The sequence below is a fragment of the Nocardia pseudovaccinii genome (assembly GCF_050942345.1).
Classification (GTDB): Bacteria; Actinomycetota; Actinomycetes; order Mycobacteriales; family Mycobacteriaceae; genus Nocardia; species Nocardia pseudovaccinii.
Window position 1 is genome coordinate 2,212,331 of the sequence record NZ_CP192074.1, and the last position, 21,130, is coordinate 2,233,460.

Consider the following 21,130-nt stretch of genomic DNA (forward strand, 5'->3'; position numbering starts at 1 on the left):
ACGAAGGAGCGGGCATGCCATCGTTCACCGAATCCGAGTACTGGTTGGGCAGACTGGTTTTCCAGCACGGTCTGGCCGTCATCTATCTGATCGCCTTTGTCGCGGCGGCGCGGCAGTTCCGGGCACTCATCGGTGCGAAAGGGATGTTGCCGGTGCCCCGATTCGTCCGGCGGGTCGAATTTCGCCGGGCGCCCAGCATCTTTCATTTCCACTATTCGGACCGGTTCTTCGCCGTGACCGCGTGGTCCGGGGCCGCGCTGTCGGCCGCGGTGATGGCGGGTGCGCTGAATCTGGTGCCGCTGTGGGCGGCGATGCTGATGTGGGCGGTGCTGTGGGCGCTGTACCTGTCGATCGTCAATGTGGGGCAGGCGTGGTATGCGTTCGGATGGGAGTCGCTGCTGCTGGAGGCCGGATTCCTGGCGATCTTCCTCGGCAATGATCGGGTCGCGCCGCCGGTGCTGGTGTTGTGGTTGGCGCGGTGGCTGCTGTTCCGGGTGGAGTTCGGCGCCGGTCTGATCAAGATGCGTGGCGATTCCTGCTGGCGCGATCTGACCTGTCTGTACTACCACCACGAGACCCAGCCGATGCCCGGCCCGCTGAGCTGGTTCTTCCACCGCCTGCCCAAACCGCTGCATCGTGTGGAGGTGGCGGCCAACCATTTCGCCCAACTCGTCGTGCCCTGGGGACTTTTCGCGCCGCAGCCGGTGGCGAGCGTGGCCGCCGCGTTCATCATCGTCACGCAGTTGTGGCTGGTGCTTTCCGGCAACTTCGCCTGGTTGAACTGGGTGACGATCGTATTGGCCACCACCGTGATCGATGTGTCCTCGGCGAAAGCGATACTGCCCGTCCCAGATCCGCCGTCGATGCCCGCGGCGCCACCGTGGTTCGCCGGTCTGGTGCTCGCGTGCACCGTCGTGGTGGTGTTGCTGAGCTACTGGCCCGCCCGCAATCTGCTTTCGCGCCAGCAGCGGATGAATGCGTCCTTCAACCCCTTGCACCTGGTCAATACCTATGGCGCGTTCGGCAGTATCGGCCGCACCCGCGAGGAGGTGGTGTTCGAGGGCACCGACGAGGAGGAGATCACCGACCAGACATTGTGGCGGGAGTACGAGTTCAAGGGTAAGCCGGGGAATCCGCGCCGATGGCCACGGCAATGGGCGCCGTATCACCTCAGGCTGGACTGGCTGATGTGGTTCGCCGCGATCTCCCCGTCCTATGCCCGCAGCTGGCTGCTCGCCTTCGTCGAGCGACTGCTGCGCAACGACCCTGCGACGCTGCGATTACTGCGTAGCTGCCCCTTCCCTGACTCGCCACCGACATATGTGCGGGCGCGAATCTACCTGTACCGCTTCGCAACTCGTGCCGAACTCCAGCAGGAGCACATGCTGTGGCGGCGCACGCTGGTCGGTGAGTACCTCCCGCCGATGGCGCTCGGTCAGTATTGACGTCCTCTCCCGCTCGAAGGCGGGAAATTCCGGCCTGTGCGGGTTATGCCGCGCTTCCGGTGGGTTCCTGCTTCAACGCCGGTCGCTCGGCCGGGGCCAAGTCTGACACCAACTCCACAGTCGTTGGACTGTCCGCACGTCCTGCGGCCAGAATGTTTTTCGCGGCGTTCACATCCCGATCGTGGGTGGTGCCGCACGTGCACGTCCACTCCCGGACATGCAGCGGTTTCCTGCCAGTCAGCGCACCGCAAGATGAGCACAGCTGCGTGGATGGAAACCAGCGATCCACCTTGCCGAAGCGCCGCCCGTACCGTGCGGCCTTCTCTTCGAGCATGCCAGTGAACATGCCCCACCCGGCATCGTGAACCGACTTCGCCAACCTCGTCCGCACCAGACCCTTGACACACAGGTCCTCGACGTACACCGCTTGGTTATCGCGGAGGATCGCCGTGGACTGTTTGTGCGCCCAATCCCTGCGCGTATCGACCACCTTCGCGTGAGCCTTGGCGATGCGCCGTCGCGCCTTGGCTCGGTTTCGCGAGCCCTTCTGCTTGCGTGCCAACGACCGTTGCGCTTTGCGGAGCTTGCGTTCGGCGCGGCGCAGGAACCTCGGGTTCTCGATCACCGTGCCGTTCGACAACACCGCGAACGAGGTCAACCCCAAGTCGATACCGACTTCGGAATCCGAGCTGGGCAGCGGCTCGGACTCGACATCTAGCACAAACGACGCGAAATACCTGCCCGAAGCATCTTTCACGACCGTCACACTCGACGGGTCCGAGGGCAGCTCTCGTGACCAGCGAACCGATACGTCCCCGATCTTCGGTAACCGCAGCTTCCGGTCGGGAGTGACCGCGAACCGTGAGTTCCTTGTGAACCGGATCGTCTGCCTGCTGTCCTTGCCAGACCGGTACCTCGGCGGCGCGACCTTGGCGCCTGCCCGCTTGCCCGTTACCGAGTTGAAGAAGTTGCGGTAGGCGGTATTCAGGTCGGCGAGCGCCTGTTGAAGAACGACCGATGACACTTCGGTGAGCCACTCCCGCTCCGGCGTGCGTTTGGCTGCGGTGAGTCGCTTCGACAATTCGCCGTCGCTGATCCGCTGCCCGGCTTCGAACGCTTCGCGCCGGGCCCGCAACGCGTCGTTGAACACCACGCGGGCGCACCCGAACGCCTTCGCCAACGACCGCTGTTGCCCCACAGTGGGATACAGGCGGAAGTTGTATCGAAGCTGCACACTTCGAAACTACCAATGGGTTCAGGTGCGGCGGGCGCGCTTGACGAAGCGGACGCTGAGGGCGATCAGCGGGGTGAAGAAGATGACCGACAAGACCGGCGAGAGCCAGGCCATGGTGTGGATGGGGAGTTGGTAGGCCAGCAGGATGCGGACCGTGGCTTCGGCCGCAAGACCGGCGCCCCAGGCCATGGCAAGGGTGTTGAAGCCACGGCGCTTGGCCGGGTTCGCCTGGTAGGACGCCTCGAATTCGGCGAGTTCGGCAGGTCCGGTGGCCGCGAGTGCCTTGCGCGCGGACAGATAGGTCAGCGGTTTGCCGACCACGGTGCTGATCAGGAAGGCGATACCGACGATCGCGGTGGCCGCGGAATCCTTGACGATCATCATGCGAGGATCGCCGCTGATGAGCGAACCGATCAGACCGAAGGCGAAGACACCGAGCATGATCGCGGCGAACGGCTCGAGGCGCCGCGTCCGGATCGTCTCGGTGAGCAGCACCGCACCCGAGAACAGGGTGCCTGCGAGCAGGCCGGTGAAGTCGCTGTAGCCGAGGCCGGTCAGCAGGAAGTACGCGCTGATGGGCACCGCGACATCGCGGGCGATCGGGGCGAGTACGCGGATCAAGCTGAAGCGCGGCGCGGCGGTCGGCTCCGCCGCGGGCTGTGCGGTGGTCGTCATTACGGGTGCTCCTGGCTCGTGATTCGGCTGTGCACTACGCGAAATGACGTTACGGATCGGCGCTCGGCTACAAATCTGCCAACCATCACGGGTCCGGCATGACAACTGTCATGCCCGCCGCCTACCGATGTAACTGCCGGATCGGTCTGCGTGCGAGCATGCGCACGAGGAGTACGGCGAAACGCAAGTGGCCCAGTGCCTCTCGCTTCGTGAAGGCCACCGACCACACCGTTTTCGTACCCGCCGAGGGCAGCGGGCGATGGTCGAATCGGTCCGCCAGCCAGTTCATGGTGACCGGCGCGCCGATGAACAACAGCGGCATATGCAGGCTGAGGCGGTCGCGCAGATAGTGCACATGCGCGCCGCGGACCGTGTAGCGGGCAACGTGCTGGTCGATGTCGTCGACGGCGATCAGCTCATCGTTTACGCCCTGGATGACCAGCATCGGCATGGCAGGCGCCTGCACGCCGGGACGGATATCGGCCATGATCTGCTGCAGGCCGGGTTCGGCGAGCAGGTCGGCGAAGGTGCGGTGGCTGTAATCGTCGACGTTTTTGCCCATCAAGCGGAACAGCAGATGCAGTGTGGTCCGCGATTCGGCATCGGTGAGCAGATCGAGGAATTCGGTCTTCACATGGGCGCGCAGGATGCGATCCAGATCCGCGTAGGCGCGGCGCAGTCCGGCCACGCACACCGTCGCGAAACCGGCGAAGAAGGTGCCGTTCAACCGCGCGAAGGCCGAACCTGGATCGCCGACCGGTGAGCCGGCGACCGCGCCGACGATATCGAGTTCCGGTGCGTATCCGGCCGCCAGTTCCGCGGCCCACGCCGTGGCGAGGCCGCCGCCCGAATAACCCCACAGTGCAACGGGAGTCGTCTCGCTCAGGCCGAGCGGTGCGAAGCGCAGGCTCGCCCGGATGGCGTCCAGGGATCGGTAGCCGGGTTCGCGCGGCACACCGAAGTGTCCGGCCAGCCCGCCGTGATCGGGCACCGAGATCGCCCAGCCGCGGGCCAGCGCGTAGGTGATGACGGGTAGTTCGATCTGCGGAATCGAGCCGAGTGCCCGCGCGCCGCGCCGCAGTGCGTACGAAGGCAGACATTTCGAGCTGACGCCGTCGATGGCGCACTGGAACGAGACCAGCGGCCGCGGCTCGCGCGGGTCGGCGCCCCACGGCAGCAGCACCGTGGTCACCGCCGCCTCCGCGGTGCCGTGGAAGTTGCTGGTGCGGTACAGCAGCTGCCAGGCCGAAAACCGCAGTGGTACACGGCCGAACAGTGCCAGTTCGACCTTGCGTGTCCGCAGGATGGTGCCGGGGGCGAAGCGTGCGAATCCGGCGGGCGGCCGATAGAACCGATCCAGCTCCGGCGGTTGCGGCCGACCAGCACGAAACATTTCGGCAATCGGGTGCGTCGATTCCCATCCGGCGTCGGCCTGCACGCTCATTCCTGTACATCCTTTCGAGGGTGCACCGGCACGGTGTTTTATTTGAAATGACGCCGGAATACCGATACTCAACGTAGCAATGCGGGGGTGGGAAAATAATTGTCCCGAAGCACAATTGAGGCGGGTGTTTTTCTCCGGATCGCGGTGTTGACGGTGACCGTCGTCACCCGGTACGACATGGGAACACGCAGGTGATCAGCGTCATGCGAGTTCTGCTGTCACTGCACGCGGACGAGAAGAATCCGCGAAAATCTTGTGTTCGGAGACAAATACGGAGCGGTTACGGGATTTATCGATAAATGGCCGCGTTGGGTAACGTGCAAGTCATGTCCGTTGTTCTGCCCCCGCTGTCCGGAGACGCGCCGATAATCGCCCGACTGGTCCGTCGGTTACCCGAAATCGCCGAACGCATGCTCGAGGCGGGCCTGGGCTCCACGCCACCGGCCGCGGATCTGCCGGACGGGCATTTCACCGGCGAGGTGCTACCCGCGATCGCCGGATGTGGTCAGGCCTTCCTGCGCGCGACCCAGGAGCAGCGGGTGTTCACCGGAGCCGAGGTGATCGACTTCGTCGGCCCGGTGGCCGAGCGACATGCCGAGGACCGAATTCCGTTGGGGCTGTTGATGCATGCCGTGCACGGCTCCGGTCAGGTGATCCTGCAGGAGGCGGCGGCGGTGGCCACGCCAGAGGATATGAACGATCTGATCGCCTTCGGCGCCCGGTTGCTCGATCTGCTGCGGGATATCAATGTCGCGGTAGTGGAGGCGTATACCGATGTGGAGCAGTCGATCTACCACGCCGAACGCGAGGCGCGCCGGGCGCTGTGCTCGGCCCTGCTGCGTGGCCAGCCCGCGGAGGAACTGGCGGCGCGCGCGGATGTCGTTCTCGCGGAACGCTATACGGTGCTCGCCATCCATATCCGCCCGGACGATCACCCGATCGTGGTCGCCGATCTGCTCACCCGTCGCCGCATCCGGGTGCTGCAGCGGGCATTGGACGGCATCGCCGGAACCAAGGCCTTGAGCACATTCGACGGCACGACCGGAACCGCGCTGCTGCCAAGCGGTTCCGAATCCAAGGAGTATGAGCGGCTGGCCGCCGAACTCACCGAACAGTTCGGCGTCGATGTCTTCCTGGCCGAACGTCGCGCGGTCGAACGGGATCTGCTGCCGCATGCGGTACAGGAGGCGACCGATCTGGCCGAACTGGCCCGGTTGCTCAACCGGCCGCGCGGACTGTACGACCTGGATGATCTGCTGCTCGAGTATCAGCTGACCCGGCCGGGTCCGGCGCGGGACCGACTGGCCGACCGCATTGCCCCGCTGCTGTTGCGCTCGCACCTGTTCGAAGCTCTGGAGGCGCATCTGCGGCACGGGTCCGATCGCAAGGCGGCTGCCGCCGAAGTGCATGTGCACCCCAATACCTTCAGCTACCGGCTCAAGCGCGTCGCCGAACTCACCGGTATCGATCCGAGTGAGCCGAACGGCTCGCGGCTGCTGGCGGCGGCGCTCACGGTGCATCGCTTCTATCCGGTGGGTGAAGCGGCGGAGGTTGTCGAGGGGGAGTGATCGCTTTGGCGCGGGCGCATCAGGGCTGGCCACGCATCGAGGCCTGCTCGGATCCGCGCTGTGGTATCGCCGCGGTGGCACCGCTGCCGCCGACCGTCGTGCCGGGATGAACCGTGTACCGCGCTGAACCGTGAGGTGAGGGAGATACTTGGGCCGCAACCGTCGCCGCGGTCACGAACTCCGGGAGTTGCCTCATGTCGACGATCAACGGGTTACCCGCCCATGTATTGCTGGTGCACCTCATCGTGGTCTTCGTGCCGCTGACCGCGGTGCTGCTCATCGTGTCGGCACTGTGGCCTGCGGCTCGTCGGCGGCTGATCTGGCTGGTCACGGCCCTGGCCGCGATCACTGTCGCCCTGACGCCGGTGACGACCGAAGCAGGTCAGTGGTTCCAGCACAAACTCGGCGGATCCCCCGCCATCGATAAGCATGCCGACCTCGGCAACACGATGATCTACTTCGTGGTGCCGCTACTGCTCGTCACGGCATTGCTCATCGTCGTCCACCTGCGCGACGAGCGTGGGCGTCCGGTGGGGCGCGCGGTCACCGTGCTGGCCGCGGTATTGGCGATTGCCGCGGGCGGTGCGGCGACCACCCAGGTGTACCGCGTGGGGGACTCCGGCTCACACGCGGTGTGGGGCGCGCAAGCGCTGTAGCGGGCCACACTGGACTTCCCCGACGCCGAGTTTCCCCGCAGGACAACCAGTTTCGCACCGAATTGCTCGCTTGGTCGCATATCCAGGGAGTATCGCGCAGAGGCCAGAAGCTTGTGTGAGATAGCGATCGGATGTGCCACCGCCACAGTGTCAGTCGGACTTGGAAAGGCCGAAGATGCGGGTGGCGTTGCCGGAGAGGAACAGGTCGCGGCACTCGTCGTCCAAGCCGAGGTCGTCGAGGCCTGCGAGGGCGCGCTGTGGCGGGATCATCGGGTAGTTGGTGCCGAAGAGCACCTTGCCGCGGCCGTGGGACTTCAGGTACGTCACCAGCTCCGGCGGATATCTGCGCACCGTGTAGGCGGAGGTGTCGATGTAGACGTTCGGGTATTTCGTCGCCATCGCGATCATCTCGGTGGTCCACGGATAGCCGATGTGCCCGCCGACGATGACAAGTTCGGGGAACTCCAGTGCGACATCGTCGAGATAGGGAATCGGGCGGCCGGTCTCGGAGGTGCGCAGCGGGCCGGTGTGCCCGACCTGTGTACAGAACGGGATGCCGAGGTCGACGCATTCGGCGTAGAGCGGGTAGTAGCGCCGGTCGTTCGGCGGCAGGCCCCACAGCCACGGCACGATCCGCAGCGCCTTCATCCCGAGTTCGGTGACCGCACGGCGGAGCTCGCGCACCGCGACCATCGGCTTGCGCAGGTCCACCGATGCGACGCCGACCAAGCGCCCACCGGATTCCGCTACGAATCCGGCCACCTCGTCGTTGGAGATCAGCACGCCCTCCGGCCCGTACCAGGCGCTGATCAATGCGGTATCGACACCGCCCGCATCCATGGCGGCGAGCGTCGTGGCGACCGGTGGCGGCTGGTCCGGGATGGTGTCGCCGGTCCAGCGGCGCAGCGAGTCCAGCATTTCGTGCTGGAGCAGCCGTACCGTCGGATGCTGGGCCCACGCATCGATGATCGCCATCACGTCACTGTATGACGCCTCAGATAACGAAGGGAATCAAAGCCTTTCGATCGGCCGGATAGTCGGCGAACTTCTCGCGATACCACTTGTGCGTGGCGAATGCGCGCGGCACCAGATTCCCCGCGGTGATCAAGAAGATCACCACGCCCGCCAGGGACCAGGTCAGCAGGGCGAACCCGGCCCAGGCGATCAGTTCGGCGAGATACGCGGGGCTGCTGACGAAGCGGAAGCCCGCGCCGTGCGGGATGCGGTATTCGGTCGCACCCGGATTGTCCTTATCACGCAGATTGCGCACGATCGATTCGGAGCTGACCAGCAGCGCGAAGCCGCCCAGGTAGATGACCAGACCGATCAGGAAGCGCGGATCGATCAGCCAGTCGATGCCGTATTGGTACAGGTAGTCGTGACTGAAGAGGGCGCCGTTGAGGTAGCCGTGCAGCGCTGTGACGAACATGCCCGCGGCGATTACCGAGACATTGAAGCTGCTGCGCTTGCCCGGGACCTGTCGGATCGACAGCGGGAAGAACCAGCCGCGGTTGCCGTAGTGCAGCAGCCAGATGGCCGCGAGCACCAGTGCGGTCGGCTCGAAGCGGTCCGGGCCGGTTAGATAGAACACCGCGAAGACAACCGTCGCGGGAATCTCCATCAACCACCAGCCGAGCTTCGGATTGAGGTTGAAGCCCATCTTGGTGGTGCCGAAACGGCCGTAGGGACTCTGTGCGAAGAGGCCGCCGATCAGCACGAATGCCGCGAATGCGAAGCCGATCGTCAGCACCGTGTCGTATGCGGTGTTGCCGGTGTACCAGTCCATAGGCGTCCTTGTCGACCAGGGCGCCGAGCACTTCTCACCGAACCCCCGGCGCCGAAATTAGAACATGTTCTACCATGTGACGCAGTAGCTAGGAGGAATTGTCATGCCGCTGGATTCCAGAGCCGAAGACCTGATCGCGGCCGTTCAGGCGTCACCGCGTGCGGTGGCGGCACACGACAAGGCGGCCTGGGTCGACCTGTTCACCACCGATGCCACCGTCAATGATCCGGTCGGTTCCCGCCCGCATATCGGCCGCGCGGCGATCGAACGGTTCTATGACACCTTCATCGGACCCAACACCATCGCCTTTCGGGTCGACCACGACTTCGTCGGCCTGTCCACCGTGGTACGCGACCTGCTGATCCGCACCACCATGTCGACCGGCGCCACCGTGGCGGTGCCCATGCACCTGCGCTACGACCTCGTCGAGGACGACGGCGTCTGGAAGATCACCCGGCTGGCCGCTCATTGGGAGTTGGCCGCGATGATCGTGCAGTTACTGCGCACCGGACTGCCCGGACTCGGCGCGGCGCTGAAATTGGGCCCGCAGCTGATCGCGAATCAGGGCTTCGACGGCATGCTCGGCATGATGCAGGCGCTGCGCGGTATCGGCCGATCGGGCAAACGCGCTGCGGCCCAGGTGTTCGCGGCCGCGGCGGCCACGGATATCTCGCGGGTTCGTCGCCTGCTCAGCGAGCGCACGATTATCGAACTTCCGGCCGGAACCAGGATTTCGCTGGAGGAGTTCACGAATCGGGCTCGGAATATGCAGTGGGACAAGCTGATTGCCGCCGGACGCACGGTCAGCGCCAGCGTCCGGCTCGAATCGGCCCAAGGTGTCGCCTTCGTCGACTTCGCCCCGGACAGTCGTCGAATCACCGCTATCCGCATATTCATTCACTCGATCTAGAGGTGGTCCGCGACGACGGTGAGCCGCCGCGGCCATCATGACAAGCTATGCGGCGATCGATCCCTCGCGCGCTGGTTCGGGCAGGACCTCCTCTGCCTGCGCCACTTCGGACCAACCGGGCGGCCCGAAGATGTAACCGAGCCGCCCACGCCACGTATTCGCATGGCGCACATCACTGATCAGCGCACCGAGCTCGTGGTAGTTGACCTTCAGCGGGTTATCGGTGCCGATGTTCTTGGTGAGGCCGTAGCGGATGGGTTCGCTCTCCGCGGCGAAGCTGCCGAAGAGCCGGTCCCAGATGATGAAGACGCCGCCGTAGTTCTTATCGATATACGGCTGATTCGAACCATGGTGGATGCGGTGGTGCGCCGGGGTGTTGAACAGGAACTCGATCGGGCGCGGCAGTGTCCGGATGCGCTGGGTGTGGATCGGGAACTGATAGAGCAGCCCGATGGCCTGCAGCAGGAAGATCATCCACGCGGGCAGGCCGATCAAAGCCGCAGGCACCCAGGCGAATCCGCGCACGATGGTGGCCGCCGGATGCACCCACGGCAGGCGGATGGCGGTGGACAGATTGAAGTACTGACTGGAGTGGTGGACGCTGTGCGCGGTCCACAGCAGCCGCACCCGATGGTCGGCGCGGTGTGCCCAGTAGTAGCAGAAGTCGGTGACCACCAGGCCGAGCACCCACACCCACCATGTGGCCGGCGACAGGTGCAGCGGAGTGATCGCGGCCGCGACCACCACCGCCGAAAACGGAATCAGATATTGCAGCACCGGCTTCAGGAATCGGCCGAGCAGATAGGTCGCGACGTTGGAGGCCATATCGCGTCCGGAGTGGCCGTTGGCGGGGCGGTCCGGATCGCGGCGATAGTCGATCCACTCCACGAACATGAATACGGCGAACGCCGGTAAGGCGTAGATGAATAACTGCGCACCGATCACGATGGCTCCTCCGCTCTGCTGCTTCAACGCCACGTTACGGGCGCTGGCCTGGGCAAACATCGCGCTGACGAGGGATTCGCGATCCCCCGGGCGGGGGATGCGCCGCGGCTGGCGCCCGGGCAGAGTTCGGTCCGAGGAATACGGGCGAACGCTGGGTAGGATCGCCCGCGGACGGCTCGACCCGGACTGCGCGAAGGTGGTGCGAACTGTTGGATGTGAGCAGATCGCTGGCCCGCCAATCGCTGGTGGTCGCTGGGGCGGCGGCTGCGGTCGATGCCGCGATGTTGACGTTGAACGGGATCTTCGCGGTGGCCCCATGGCAGTCCACCGCGGTGCTGATCGCCATCGTCGCGGCCGATCTCGCACTGGCCGCGCCGCCGCGCACCGCCGGTGCCGTGGCCTTGATCCAGGTGGCGCTGCGACTGGCCGAGGCCCTGATGCTGCACCGGCACGGCTTCGCCGCACGCTTCGCCGATGTCGGATTCCTGGTGGCGGGATATCGGGCGGGCGCCTGGATGGTCGGTCCGAAGTCCGTGCTGACCGTCACCGCGATGTCCGCTGGCTTCGCGAGCGCGCATCTGCTGATCAGCAGCAATACCTCGCACGATTGGCGGCTGCTGCTGGCGTCTACGGTATCGGCCGGGGTCGTGCCGTGGCTGGTCGGCCGGTATACGGCAGCTCGCGGCGCGTATATCGCCGATCTGGAGCAGCAGGCCAAATTGCGCGAACAGGAGCAGCGGACCGCACTCGCCCGTGCCGTCGCCGAGGAACGCGCCGCCATTGCCAGGGATCTGCACGATGTGATTTCCCATCACGTCAGCGCCATCGGCATCCACGCCGGTGCGGCCCGAATCGCCATGGCCGACACCGGGAATGCCGCCGCAACTCGATCGCTGACCGCGGTGGAATCGAGTAGCCGCGCGGCCATGGTCGACCTGCGCCGCCAGCTCGATCTGCTACACGGGCGCGAGGAGGACGGCCAGCGGCAGCCCGGACTCGCCGATATCGAGGATCTGCTGGAGCGCGTACGCGCGGCCGGTCTGGCCGTGGAATTCACCGTGCGCGGTGCGGCCGTCGAGCTGCCGGATTCGCTGAACCTGACGCTGTATCGCATCGTGCAGGAGATGCTGACCAATGCGTTGCGCCACGGCGACGGCGCGCACGCACGGCTGATCGTGGACTATCAGCCGAACCGGGTGGTGCTGGAGTCGATCAATCCGCTCGCCGACACCGCCGCAGTGGGCGATACCGCGGAGCACCGTGGCCTGAGCGGTATTCGCCAGCGTGCCGAATTATTCGGCGGCGAACTGCGATTCGGTCCGGACGATACGCAAAACCATTGGCACACCAGGGTTTCCCTGCCGATCGGAGGTTCGTGAACGCACCGGTCCGGGTATTGATAGCCGACGACCACAGCATGTTCCGCTCCGGACTGCGCGCGGTCGTCGACAGTCAGACCGATCTCGAATGCGTCGCCGAGGTCGGCGACGGCCGCGGCGCCATCACCGAAACCGCGCGGCTGCGCCCGGATGTCGCGATTCTGGATGTGCGCATGCCGAAGCTGGACGGACTCGCGGCCACCGCGGCGATCGTCGCGGCGGGCGGCACCCGCGTCCTCGTGCTCACCACCTACGACAGCGATGCCAACCTGTACCGGGCGCTGCAGGCGGGAGCCAGCGGATTCCTCTTGAAGAGCCTGCCGCCGGAGGAATTGGTGGCCGCCATCCGGATTGCGGCTCGCGGTGACGCCCTGATCGATCCGTCGATGACCCGACGGTTGATATCCCGGTTCGCGGGCACGCTCGCCCCGCCCGACACCCCGCCCGAGGTGGAACAACTCACCGCGCGCGAGCGAGAAGTGTTGCTGCTCTTGGCCGATGCGCGCAGCAATGCCGAGATCGCCGCGACACTCGGCGTCGGCGAAGAGACGATCAAAACCCACGTATCCCGGGTACTCGCGAAACTGGGTGTGCGCGACCGCATTCACGCCGTCGTCTACGCCCACAAGCACGGCCTCGTCCCTCCGCACAACCACTAGCAGGGCCAACGCACTCGCACCAAGCTTGCTGGCCCGACTATCCGGACACAGTTGCGCGTGGTTAACCTGGCGACCGGTTCGCGCGATAATCTCCAGTGAAGCCCCGGACCATCCCCTTCGGCCCGGGGCTTCGCCGAGCATCGGGACTCATCGCATGGCACGCTGACACCCGTGTCTGAATCACCGAATCTCACAGGTCAGGGCCGGATTGCGTCGGTACTGCGTTTTGCGACCGAGCTCATTGCCTGGGTCGCGACGCCATGGGCGCTGGCCGGGTATTCGGTTGTGCTGGCCGTGCTTTCGGTGGTTGTACTGATCGGGCTGCCCACCGTGTTCGCCACACCGGGTGATAAGAAGCAGGTGCTCGTCGCCGTACCGGGATGGGGCACCATCGCGCTTGTGGTGTTGCAGCTGGTTGCGGCGGTCATTGCCGCCTGGGTGGCCTGGCCGGTGTGGCTTGCCGTCCTCGTCGGTGTGCTGGCAGTGCTGACGGTGATCGCGGAGTTGCCGCGCTGGCGCTGGCTGTGGGGCGGCAGTTCGCTATCCGGTGATGGTGGCGCGGACGAAATTGTGATCTGAGAGGCCGTCGACCGCCACTACGGACGCGTCCTGGACGCGCGTGCCGCGCACGATCACATGGTCGATGAACTGTGATTTGGTGCCTGATGTGCGCGGACGGGTCGGCGCGGAGGCGGGTGGCAGGTCGGCGATGGTGAAGTCGGGGCCGAGTGCGGTTGCCACGGCGGCGCGGTCGATATTGAAGTCGCCGAGTAGCACTGTCGCGCGGTCCGGTGCGGTGAGTTCGGCCAGTCGGGTCAGCTGGCGGGTGCGGCGCAGATCGCCGGTCACGTGGGTCGCCACGATGACCACGCCCGCCGTTTCGACGGCCAGTGCGCCATTGCCGGGATCGTTTTCAAAGGATTCGGCTGCGATTTCTCGGCCAGGTTCGTCGAGGACCAGGACGAGATGTTCGGTGGGATCTTGCAGCGGGGTGGTTCCGTTGCGTGGTCGCGGGACCCGCGGATAGCGCAATTCGTGAATGTCCTTGTCGGACAGGGCCGATCGCAAACTCGCCAGTTGGTCGCCACTGACCTCCTGCAGCGCGATCACCTGTTCGGGTCGTCCGGCGATCCAGGCGGTCACCGCGGCAATGCGCGCTGCCTCATCGGGCCAGCGGGTCGCGATATCGGAGCCCCAATTCTCCGCGTGTACGCGGTGCAGGACATTCCAACTGGCCACAGTGATCACAGCTCACGATGCTAGTGCTCATCTGCCCGGAAGTTTGCGCACGAATTCCGCCATGGGCACCGGCAACATTTGCCACCGTTCGGCGGGCATGCTCGGCGGTGCGTCGAGATCGACCAGCAATCCGGTGGCGACCGTCTTGGCGAGCCGGACGGCCTCGTCCACATCGGTGACCGGATAGAGAGCGACCAGTGGCCCGAAGGTTTCTTCACGGGCGCAATCCATTTCGGGGGTCACGCCGGTCAGCACCGTAGGCTCGAAGAAGATGGGACCGAGATCCGGCCGTGCCCTTGCCGCCGGTAACGACCGTCGCGCCTTGGGATTTCGCGTCGGCGAGAAGTTTGGAAGCGATAGCCAGTGCGGCTCCGAGGTCCGAAGTCGCCAGGACGCCAGGCGTTGGGCTGGCGGGAAATTACCTGCGTGGTGCGCCGCTCGAGGCGTCGTGTCGCTCTGGTATCTGGGCGGCCGAAAAGCTGCTGAGAAAGCTGAAATCGGTCGTGTCGGTGTGAACTGGTCTCGTTGCGGGATGGTCCCTGAAAGTGGCTGTGGCCTAACCAAGATAGGGCTGGCCGCGTTGCTCGGCGTGGTGCTGCAGCCGGAGCCGAACGTCTGGCACAGGCGGCATCGGGCTATGCGGGCGCTGGCCAGCCGGGGTGTGTGCGCCGGGTCCTATCGCCCCTTCGCGCGCACTCCCATGGCCGAAGCGCTGCGCGCCGATTCACCGGCAACCGTGCGCCCGGTGCTGATGATGCTCGGCCATCCCGCCGTCTGGGCATCGCGCGGCCAATTCGTCCATGCAGTCGAGACCGGACGATCAGGTCATGAATTGGCCCACGGGGCAACCGGATTCGACTATCCGGCAAAAATCCCGACTTCGCCATCGGCTTACACGAGGCGATGAAGGCGACCACCCAGCTCTCTCGGTCGGGGCGATAGTGGCCGCCTACGACTTCGCCGGATCGTCGAGGTCGGCGGCCGAGTACGGCGACTTGCTCGCCCGCGGCGGCTTTCAGCTGCGCCGGGTGGTCGCCACGGCCGGGCCGCATTCGATTATCGAGGCGGTACCAGTCTAGAACTCGCCGCTGGTCGCCGGGTCGGCCAGCGCGCCCTCCGCGGTTCGTAATCGGTCGGTGAGCGCCGTGAGCAGGTCCATGGACTCGGTGGATAGTCCGAGCGCCAGCTGTACCAGGCGGCGGAGTGGCAAGCTCTTGATCTGACCGGCCACCAGAAGGTCGTGGTCACCAGGTCTATCGAGGTAGTCGAGATTCACGGCGCGGTTCTCACAATCTGTCAGCTGCGTCCGGATTACCCGTCGCTCCAGCGGTTACTCGCGCTACAGCAGGTACGGCCATCGGACCTCGATGCGCAGGTCATGCGGTTCGAACACCCCGGCACTGTGACACACATCGCACAGACCCCTTCGTTGTGCCGTGGTCGAATGTTTCGCGGTTGATCATGGACATTAGCGTCTAATATTCCGGCAAGCGGAGGCTACCCCTCCGACCGACCCCTACCGAAGGGCAGAACAGTGGCGTTCGCGGACTATCAGAACGAGATCTACTTCGCCGCTCTCGGCGGGCATGCCCCGGAGTTCCCGATGGACTTCGCGACGCTCGAGGCGAAGGCCTCGGCCGCACTGCCCGCAACGCTGTACTCCTATATCGCGGGCGGAGCCGGTGACGAGCTGACTCAGCGGCGCAACGTCGAGGCCTTCGAGGACTGGGGTGTGGTGCCGCGGATGCTCGTCGGCGCGACGGAGCGCGATCTGTCGGTGCAGGCTTGGGGAATCACCTTTTCCAGCCCGATCTTCATGTCCCCGGTCGGCGTGATCGGCTTGGTCGGCGATAAGCACGGTGATATCGCGGTCGCCGAGGCAGCGGCGAAATCCGGTGTGCCCGCGGTCTTCTCGACGCTCATGGAGGATCCGCTGGAGGACGTCATCGGCCACGCCGGTGCGACGCCGAGCTTCTTCCAGCTGTACACGCCGAAGAATCGCGACCTGGCCGCGAGTCTGGTGAGCCGGGCCGAGGCCGCCGGATATCGCGGCATCACGGTCACCTTGGACAGCTGGGTTCCGGGCTGGCGGCCGCGTGATCTGTCGATCGGGAACTTCCCGCAGCTGCGCGGGCACGTGCTGAAGAACTACACCTCCGATCCGGTCTTCCAGAAGATGGTCGGCTCGGACGATCCGCAGTCGATCGTGCTGCACTGGGTGCAGACCTTCGGAAATTCGCTCACCTGGGACGATCTCGAGTGGCTTCGATCGCTGACCGAACTGCCGATCGTCCTCAAGGGCATCTCCCATCCCGAAGACGCGCGCCGCGCGATCGATGCGGGCGTCGACGGCATCTTCTGCTCGAATCACGGTGGGCGCCAAGCCAATGGCGGTCTCAGCTCGCTGGAGACGCTGCCCGGGGTGGTCGAAGCCGTCGCCGACCGCGTGCCGGTGCTGTTCGATTCCGGTGTGCGCTCGGGCAGTGATGTGATCAAGGCGCTCGGCCTGGGTGCGACGATGGTCGGCATCGGCCGCCCGTACGTGTACGGCCTTGCGCTGGGCGGGGTTTCGGGTCTGGTACACGTGCTGCGGATGATTCTGGCGGAGGCCGATCTGCTCATGGCGGTCAACGGCTATCCGGATATCGCGGCAGTGCGTGAGAACATCCGGCCGAGGCGCTGAATCACGGTGTCATCAGGCTGATCAGGAATCGGGTCAGTACCTCGGTGATCCCGGCGAGGTCGGTCTGCTCGTCACCGGTGCTCCACTGGTGTACCAGCGCGAGCAGTGCGCCGACGTATCCGGTCACGGCGGTGTGGAATCCGCCGGGTGGCACGAATTCGGGTCCGAGCGCCCGCCGCATCTGGTCCTCGAAGAAGGCCGTCCACAGTGCCCGCTGCTCCATCCTGCGCTGCTCGACCCGCTCACCGACCCCGACGACCTCCACATGCGCGATCCGGGTCACGCGCGGGTCACGCCCGATCGACTCCGCATAGGCCCGCACCGCCGCCTGCGCCAGACCGACCGCATCACCCGAGGCCGCCGTCGTCGCGGCGGTGACCGCCTGCCTGGCCTCGGTCTGGATCCGGTCGTACACCGCGATCAACAGATCCTCGCGGTTCTCGAAAAGCTCATAGAACTGGCTGCGCGCCAATCCGGCTGCCCGGCACAGTGCGGTAACCGAACTGTTCTGGTAGCCGCTTTCCCCGAATACCGCCACCCCGGCGACCAGAAACTGCTCTCGCCGCTGCGCACGGCGGTCGGCGACGGGCCGTCCGTCGTACATCCGCGATGAGCCGCCAGCAGTCATCCGAGGACAGTACCGGTCTTGCCGAGCGGTGTGCGCCGCACGCGGAGTGCCACTACCGTGGGGCGGCGAGTCCGGACCCCGATCGCTGGAGATGAGCGTGCCTGTATCGACGATCGAGAATGCGGCGGCGCCGACCGCGGCGCCGACCGAGCCCGAACGCCGCACCATCCCCACAACCGCGTTCTGGGTGATCTCGGTCCTCGGGACGGTCGCCGGTGTGTACTACATCCACCAGGTGCGCGAAACGATGCAGGTGATGATGCATCTGATGGATCTGGGCGTCTATCAGATCGCCGGGCACCGGGTGGTCGACGGCGCCTCCATCTACGACACGCCGCTGCTTGGCCACACCCGCGGCGTGTGGGAGTTCGTCTACACACCGTTCGCCGCGCTGCTGTTCGTGCCGCTGGTCAATCTGCACGGTGACGTCTTCACCTATGTCGGTGCGTTCGGCAACTTCGCCATGCTGACGGCGTCGGTGTTGGCGGCACTGTCGATGCTCGGCTATCGGCGCGACCTGCGGCTGGTGCTGCTGGGCGTGCCGATCGCCGGACTGCTGATGTGGTGCGAGCCGGTGCGCGAGACCATGGCATTCGGTCAGATCAATATCTTCCTGCTGTTGCTGGTCATCGCCGATATGGCACTGCCGGATACGTCGCGCTGGAAGGGCGTGCTGACCGGGATCGCGGCGGGCATCAAACTCACCCCCGCCTTCTTCGTGGTCTATCTGCTGGTCACCCGCAGGTATCGGGCCGCCGCGACGGCCATCGGTGCGTTCGTGGCGACCGTTCTGATCGGTCTCGCGGCCATGCCCAAGGATTCGCTGACCTTCTGGAGCGGCGCATTCGCCGACCCCAAGCGCGTCGGTGTACCGGAGAATCCACGCAACGAATCGCTGCGCGGCCTGCTCGCGCGAACCGTCGGCGTCGAGGGTGTGCACCAATTGCTCTGGCTGGCAGGCGCTTTCGCCATCGCGGCGGCCTGCCTGTACCTGGCACGCCGGTTGTCGCTGACCGGATATGAACTGCCCGCGGTGGTGCTGGTCGGACTCACCACCACCGCGGTGTCCCCGTACAGCTGGGTCCATCACTGGGTCTGGCTGGCACCGCTGCTGGTCTATCTGGCTGATCTGGCCTTGCGCAGACGCGGTGTGGTCGCGTCGATCGGTCTACTGGTCGCAGGGGTGGTCGCATCGGGTGGTGTCATCGCCTTCTTCGACCCGACGATGAGCAGCATTTACGACTATCCCGCGGGCAGCCACCTCGCGACATTCGTCCACAACGGATACATCTGGCTCACACTCGCGTTATTCGCCGCCGCAGCCGTTCAGCTGCGACGTTCGGCACGTGACGCGGTACCCGCCGTGGCGCGATAACCAGCGTCAGGACTCCGGCGCGGTAGCCTGCGCCCTGTCCTGTTCCGCGACCGCCGCGGCGTGTTTGGCGCCCGAGCCCCAGCCGACGTGCAATTCGCTGCGCATGCGGTCGACCATGTGCGGGTAGTGCAGCTCGAATGCCGGTCGCTCGGAACGGATTCGGGGCAGTTCGTAGAAGTTGTGCCGCGGCGGCGGGCAGGTGGTGGCCCACTCCAGCGAGTTGCCGTAACCCCACGGATCGTCCACGGTGACCACTTCGCCGTAGCGGTAGCTCTTGAAGACGTTCCAGATGAACGGCAGCATCGACGCACCGAGGACGAAGGCACCGATGGTGGAAACCGTATTGAGCGCGGTGAATCCGTCGCCGGGCAGGTAGTCGGCGTAGCGGCGCGGCATGCCTTCGGCGCCCAGCCAGTGCTGCACCAGGAAGGTCAGGTGGAAGCCGACGAGTGTGGTCCAGAAGTGCCATTTGCCGAGGCGTTCGTCGAGCAGTCGGCCGGTCATCTTCGGGAACCAGAAATAGATGCCCGCGAACGTCGCGAACACGATGGTGCCGAAGAGTACGTAGTGGAAGTGCGCGACGACGAAGTACGAGTCGGTCACGTGGAAGTCCAGCGGCGGCGAGGCCAGGATGACACCGGACAGACCACCGAAGAGGAAGGTGACCAGGAAGCCGACCGAGAACAGCATCGGCGTCTCGAAGGTCAGCTGGCCGCGCCACATGGTGCCGATCCAGTTGAAGAACTTCACACCGGTCGGCACCGCGATCAGGAAGGTCATGAACGAGAAGTACGGCAGCAGCACGGCTCCTGTCGCGTACATGTGGTGCGCCCACACCGCGATCGACAGCGCGCCGATGGACAGTGTCGCGTAAACCAGTGTGGTGTAACCGAATAGCGGCTTGCGGCTGAAGACCGGGAAGATCTCGGTGACGATCCCGAAGAACGGTAGCGCGACGATATACACCTCGGGATGGCCGAAGAACCAGAACAGGTGTTGCCACAGCAGAATGCCGCCGGTGGCCGGATCGTAGATATGCCCGCCGAGGTGACGGTCGTAGGCCAGCGCCATCAGCGCGGCGGTCAGAATCGGGAAGGCGAGCAGGATCAGGATGCTGGTGACCAGGATATTCCAGGTGAATATCGGCATACGGAACATGGTCATGCCGGGGGCACGCAGACAGATCACCGTGGTGATCATGTTGACGCCGCCGAGGATGGTGCCGACACCGGAGACCGCCAAGCCCATGATCCACAGATCCGCACCCGCTCCGGGCGCGTGCGCGATGGTGCTCAGCGGGGTATAGCCGGTCCAGCCGAAGTCGGCGGCGCCGCCGGGCGTGACGAAGCCCGCCGTGGCGATGGTCGCGCCGAACAGGTACAGCCAGTAACTGAAGGCATTGAGCCGGGGGAACGCCACATCCGGCGCACCGATCTGCAGCGGCAGCACGCAGTTGGCGAAGCCGAACAGGATCGGCGTCGCATAGAACAGCAGCATGATCGTGCCGTGCATGGTGAACAGCTGGTTGAACTGCTCGGTCGACAGGAACTGCATACCTGGGCGGGCCAGCTCGCCGCGCATCAGCAGCGCGATGAGACCACCGATGAAGAAGTAGGTCATCGCGGTAGTCAGATACATGACCCCGAGCACCTTCGGATCGGTGGTCGTGATCATTTTCCAGAAATAGGAGCCCTTCGGCCCGACCCGCTGCGGATAGGGCCGAACTACCTCGAGTTGAGTAGTGGTACTCACGGGCCGTCGCCACCTTCCGATCGCCGAGCAGCCTTGTCCGGATTATGCGCCTTTTCGATCTCCGACATGCGCGGTTTGCCCCATTGCCGCCGTGATGTCTGCTGCCACGGTATGAGCCCGGCTGCGACCACCGTGGGATGTGCGCCGGTCACGCGCGCCGTGCCCGCAGCTGCCGCGACCGATGCGCGCGCTGATGCGGGCCATCGATCTGAAACTGGCCAGTCCGGTCGAACCGCCGTCCATGGGGGCGATGCTGCTGATCCGGTGTCGCTGTGAACGCCGCAAACGTTGGTGTGCCGCATATCACGAGTAACTGCTAACGCTTGGCTAACGATTGTCCGGAGTGTGGGGACGCACATGGTCACCGCATTCGGATCGAGCCGCAGGGAGGGCATTGCCGATGGATACCGCAACGGCCCCAACATTTTTCGAAGATGTCATCGAATCGCTGGACGCACTGCCCGGCTGCACCTTCCGCTTCGACGATGTGCCCTGCCGCCATCGCGCCGAATGGCACATCCGCAAACGCCCCTGCTGTCGGCGCAGCGGCGTCGACCTCATGTGCGACACCTGCTATTTCCGCATCCACGGTTTCTTCGCCATGGGCGTGCGATTCCAATGCGCCGGTTGCGGTGCGCTCTCGGACACCTTCGTTGCGATGTACCCCATCGCCGTCCGGCTGTGACGCCTACCGGATCCGCGATGTGAGCTGCGTCGCATCGCCCGCGGCTCGGGAACCAGCATCGGGCAGC

Annotated in this window: 22 protein-coding genes and 1 pseudogene; 12 read left to right on the top strand and 11 right to left on the bottom strand. The window is 65.3% G+C overall.

The genetic code is table 11. From position 1 onward, the window contains the following. Positions 1-14 precede the first annotated feature (14 nt). A complete protein-coding gene (locus ACQPZ2_RS09980; RefSeq protein ID WP_433525276.1) occupies positions 15-1,445 on the top strand; it encodes a lipase maturation factor family protein in 1,431 nt (476 codons plus the stop codon). 43 nt (positions 1,446-1,488) lie between these two features. Here ACQPZ2_RS09980 and ACQPZ2_RS09985 read toward each other — a convergent pair whose 3' ends face one another. The 3 genes from ACQPZ2_RS09985 to ACQPZ2_RS09995 form a co-directional block, all read right to left on the bottom strand. Continuing rightward, entirely contained in the window at positions 1,489-2,679 is a 1,191-nt protein-coding gene (locus tag ACQPZ2_RS09985) for an RNA-guided endonuclease InsQ/TnpB family protein (protein WP_433525277.1), read from the bottom strand. 21 nt (positions 2,680-2,700) lie between these two features. Further along, entirely contained in the window at positions 2,701-3,354 is a 654-nt protein-coding gene (locus ACQPZ2_RS09990; protein ID WP_433525278.1) for a VC0807 family protein, read from the bottom strand. A gap of 121 nt (positions 3,355-3,475) precedes the next feature. Then, positions 3,476-4,798 (bottom strand): lipase family protein, encoded by a 1,323-nt coding sequence (locus tag ACQPZ2_RS09995; protein ID WP_433525279.1) that lies wholly within the window; start codon positions 4,796-4,798, stop codon positions 3,476-3,478. Between the two features lie 326 nt (positions 4,799-5,124). Here ACQPZ2_RS09995 and ACQPZ2_RS10000 point away from each other — a divergent pair, with 326 nt between their 5' ends. Next, entirely contained in the window at positions 5,125-6,366 is a 1,242-nt protein-coding gene (locus ACQPZ2_RS10000) for a PucR family transcriptional regulator (RefSeq protein WP_433525280.1), read from the top strand. Between the two features lie 194 nt (positions 6,367-6,560). Beyond that, on the top strand, positions 6,561-7,022 hold the full coding sequence (locus ACQPZ2_RS10005) for a DUF2231 domain-containing protein (RefSeq protein ID WP_433525281.1): 462 nt from the start codon (positions 6,561-6,563) through the stop codon (positions 7,020-7,022). Between the two features lie 150 nt (positions 7,023-7,172). On the opposite strand, the gene ACQPZ2_RS10010 is transcribed toward ACQPZ2_RS10005, so the two are convergent. Both ACQPZ2_RS10010 and ACQPZ2_RS10015 read right to left on the bottom strand, forming a co-directional pair. Next, positions 7,173-7,997 carry an amidohydrolase family protein gene (locus tag ACQPZ2_RS10010; protein ID WP_433525282.1) on the bottom strand — a complete coding sequence of 275 codons (825 nt, stop codon included), beginning with the start codon at positions 7,995-7,997 and terminating at the stop codon, positions 7,173-7,175. A gap of 19 nt (positions 7,998-8,016) precedes the next feature. Then, positions 8,017-8,808 carry a 3-oxo-5-alpha-steroid 4-dehydrogenase gene (locus ACQPZ2_RS10015; RefSeq protein WP_433525283.1) on the bottom strand — a complete coding sequence of 264 codons (792 nt, stop codon included), beginning with the start codon at positions 8,806-8,808 and terminating at the stop codon, positions 8,017-8,019. Between the two features lie 103 nt (positions 8,809-8,911). Between ACQPZ2_RS10015 and ACQPZ2_RS10020 the strand changes: the two genes are divergently transcribed. Further along, positions 8,912-9,718 carry a nuclear transport factor 2 family protein gene (locus ACQPZ2_RS10020; protein ID WP_433525284.1) on the top strand — a complete coding sequence of 269 codons (807 nt, stop codon included), beginning with the start codon at positions 8,912-8,914 and terminating at the stop codon, positions 9,716-9,718. 45 nt (positions 9,719-9,763) lie between these two features. Here ACQPZ2_RS10020 and ACQPZ2_RS10025 read toward each other — a convergent pair whose 3' ends face one another. Further along, the gene (locus ACQPZ2_RS10025) at positions 9,764-10,663 is read right to left on the bottom strand and encodes a sterol desaturase family protein (RefSeq protein WP_433525285.1); all 900 of its coding nucleotides are present in this window, start codon (positions 10,661-10,663) and stop codon (positions 9,764-9,766) included. Positions 10,664-10,878: 215 nt separating this feature from the next. Here ACQPZ2_RS10025 and ACQPZ2_RS10030 point away from each other — a divergent pair, with 215 nt between their 5' ends. The 3 genes from ACQPZ2_RS10030 to ACQPZ2_RS10040 all read left to right on the top strand — a co-directional run bounded on the left by ACQPZ2_RS10030 (position 10,879) and on the right by ACQPZ2_RS10040 (position 13,280). Continuing rightward, positions 10,879-12,042, top strand: a complete 1,164-nt coding sequence (locus ACQPZ2_RS10030) for a sensor histidine kinase (protein WP_433527382.1) — start codon at positions 10,879-10,881, stop codon at positions 12,040-12,042. Beyond that, entirely contained in the window at positions 12,039-12,701 is a 663-nt protein-coding gene (locus tag ACQPZ2_RS10035) for a response regulator (RefSeq protein ID WP_433525286.1), read from the top strand. The genes ACQPZ2_RS10030 and ACQPZ2_RS10035 overlap by 4 nt, the downstream gene beginning before the upstream one ends. A 171-nt stretch (positions 12,702-12,872) precedes the next feature. Next, the gene (locus tag ACQPZ2_RS10040; protein WP_433525287.1) at positions 12,873-13,280 is read left to right on the top strand and encodes a hypothetical protein; all 408 of its coding nucleotides are present in this window, start codon (positions 12,873-12,875) and stop codon (positions 13,278-13,280) included. Here ACQPZ2_RS10040 and ACQPZ2_RS10045 read toward each other — a convergent pair. Together ACQPZ2_RS10045 and ACQPZ2_RS10050 are read right to left on the bottom strand one after the other, a co-directional pair. After that, positions 13,242-13,949, bottom strand: a complete 708-nt coding sequence (locus ACQPZ2_RS10045; RefSeq protein WP_433525288.1) for an endonuclease/exonuclease/phosphatase family protein — start codon at positions 13,947-13,949, stop codon at positions 13,242-13,244. The genes ACQPZ2_RS10040 and ACQPZ2_RS10045 overlap by 39 nt on opposite strands. Positions 13,950-14,086: 137 nt before the next feature. Next, positions 14,087-14,277, bottom strand: a pseudogene (locus ACQPZ2_RS10050) (aldehyde dehydrogenase family protein); the annotation flags it as partial. Between the two features lie 111 nt (positions 14,278-14,388). On the opposite strand from ACQPZ2_RS10050, the gene ACQPZ2_RS10055 reads away from it, so the two are divergent. Together ACQPZ2_RS10055 and ACQPZ2_RS10060 are read left to right on the top strand one after the other, a co-directional pair. After that, entirely contained in the window at positions 14,389-14,847 is a 459-nt protein-coding gene (locus ACQPZ2_RS10055; RefSeq protein ID WP_433525289.1) for a hypothetical protein, read from the top strand. 34 nt (positions 14,848-14,881) lie between these two features. Further along, entirely contained in the window at positions 14,882-15,019 is a 138-nt protein-coding gene (locus ACQPZ2_RS10060; protein ID WP_433525290.1) for a hypothetical protein, read from the top strand. Here ACQPZ2_RS10060 and ACQPZ2_RS10065 read toward each other — a convergent pair. Then, positions 15,016-15,216, bottom strand: coding sequence for a hypothetical protein (locus ACQPZ2_RS10065; protein ID WP_063041321.1), 201 nt, complete (start codon positions 15,214-15,216; stop codon positions 15,016-15,018). The two genes, ACQPZ2_RS10060 and ACQPZ2_RS10065, sit on opposite strands and share 4 nt — an antisense overlap. 258 nt (positions 15,217-15,474) lie before the next feature. On the opposite strand from ACQPZ2_RS10065, the gene ACQPZ2_RS10070 reads away from it, so the two are divergent. Continuing rightward, complete coding sequence (locus tag ACQPZ2_RS10070) at positions 15,475-16,623, top strand: alpha-hydroxy-acid oxidizing protein (protein WP_433525291.1); 1,149 nt, start codon at positions 15,475-15,477, stop codon at positions 16,621-16,623. A gap of 1 nt (position 16,624) precedes the next feature. On the opposite strand, the gene ACQPZ2_RS10075 is transcribed toward ACQPZ2_RS10070, so the two are convergent. Then, positions 16,625-17,251, bottom strand: coding sequence for a TetR/AcrR family transcriptional regulator (locus ACQPZ2_RS10075; RefSeq protein WP_433525292.1), 627 nt, complete (start codon positions 17,249-17,251; stop codon positions 16,625-16,627). A 91-nt stretch (positions 17,252-17,342) separates the two neighbouring features. Here ACQPZ2_RS10075 and ACQPZ2_RS10080 point away from each other — a divergent pair, with 91 nt between their 5' ends. Continuing rightward, positions 17,343-18,626 (top strand): glycosyltransferase 87 family protein, encoded by a 1,284-nt coding sequence (locus ACQPZ2_RS10080; protein ID WP_433525293.1) that lies wholly within the window; start codon positions 17,343-17,345, stop codon positions 18,624-18,626. Between the two features lie 6 nt (positions 18,627-18,632). Here ACQPZ2_RS10080 and ctaD read toward each other — a convergent pair whose 3' ends face one another. Continuing rightward, the gene (ctaD, locus tag ACQPZ2_RS10085) at positions 18,633-20,378 is read right to left on the bottom strand and encodes an aa3-type cytochrome oxidase subunit I (RefSeq protein ID WP_433525294.1); all 1,746 of its coding nucleotides are present in this window, start codon (positions 20,376-20,378) and stop codon (positions 18,633-18,635) included. 400 nt (positions 20,379-20,778) lie between these two features. On the opposite strand from ctaD, the gene ACQPZ2_RS10090 reads away from it, so the two are divergent. Continuing rightward, positions 20,779-21,063: a hypothetical protein gene (locus ACQPZ2_RS10090; protein WP_433525295.1), complete on the top strand. Its 285-nt coding sequence runs from the start codon at positions 20,779-20,781 to the stop codon at positions 21,061-21,063. Positions 21,064-21,130: the final 67 nt, after the last annotated feature.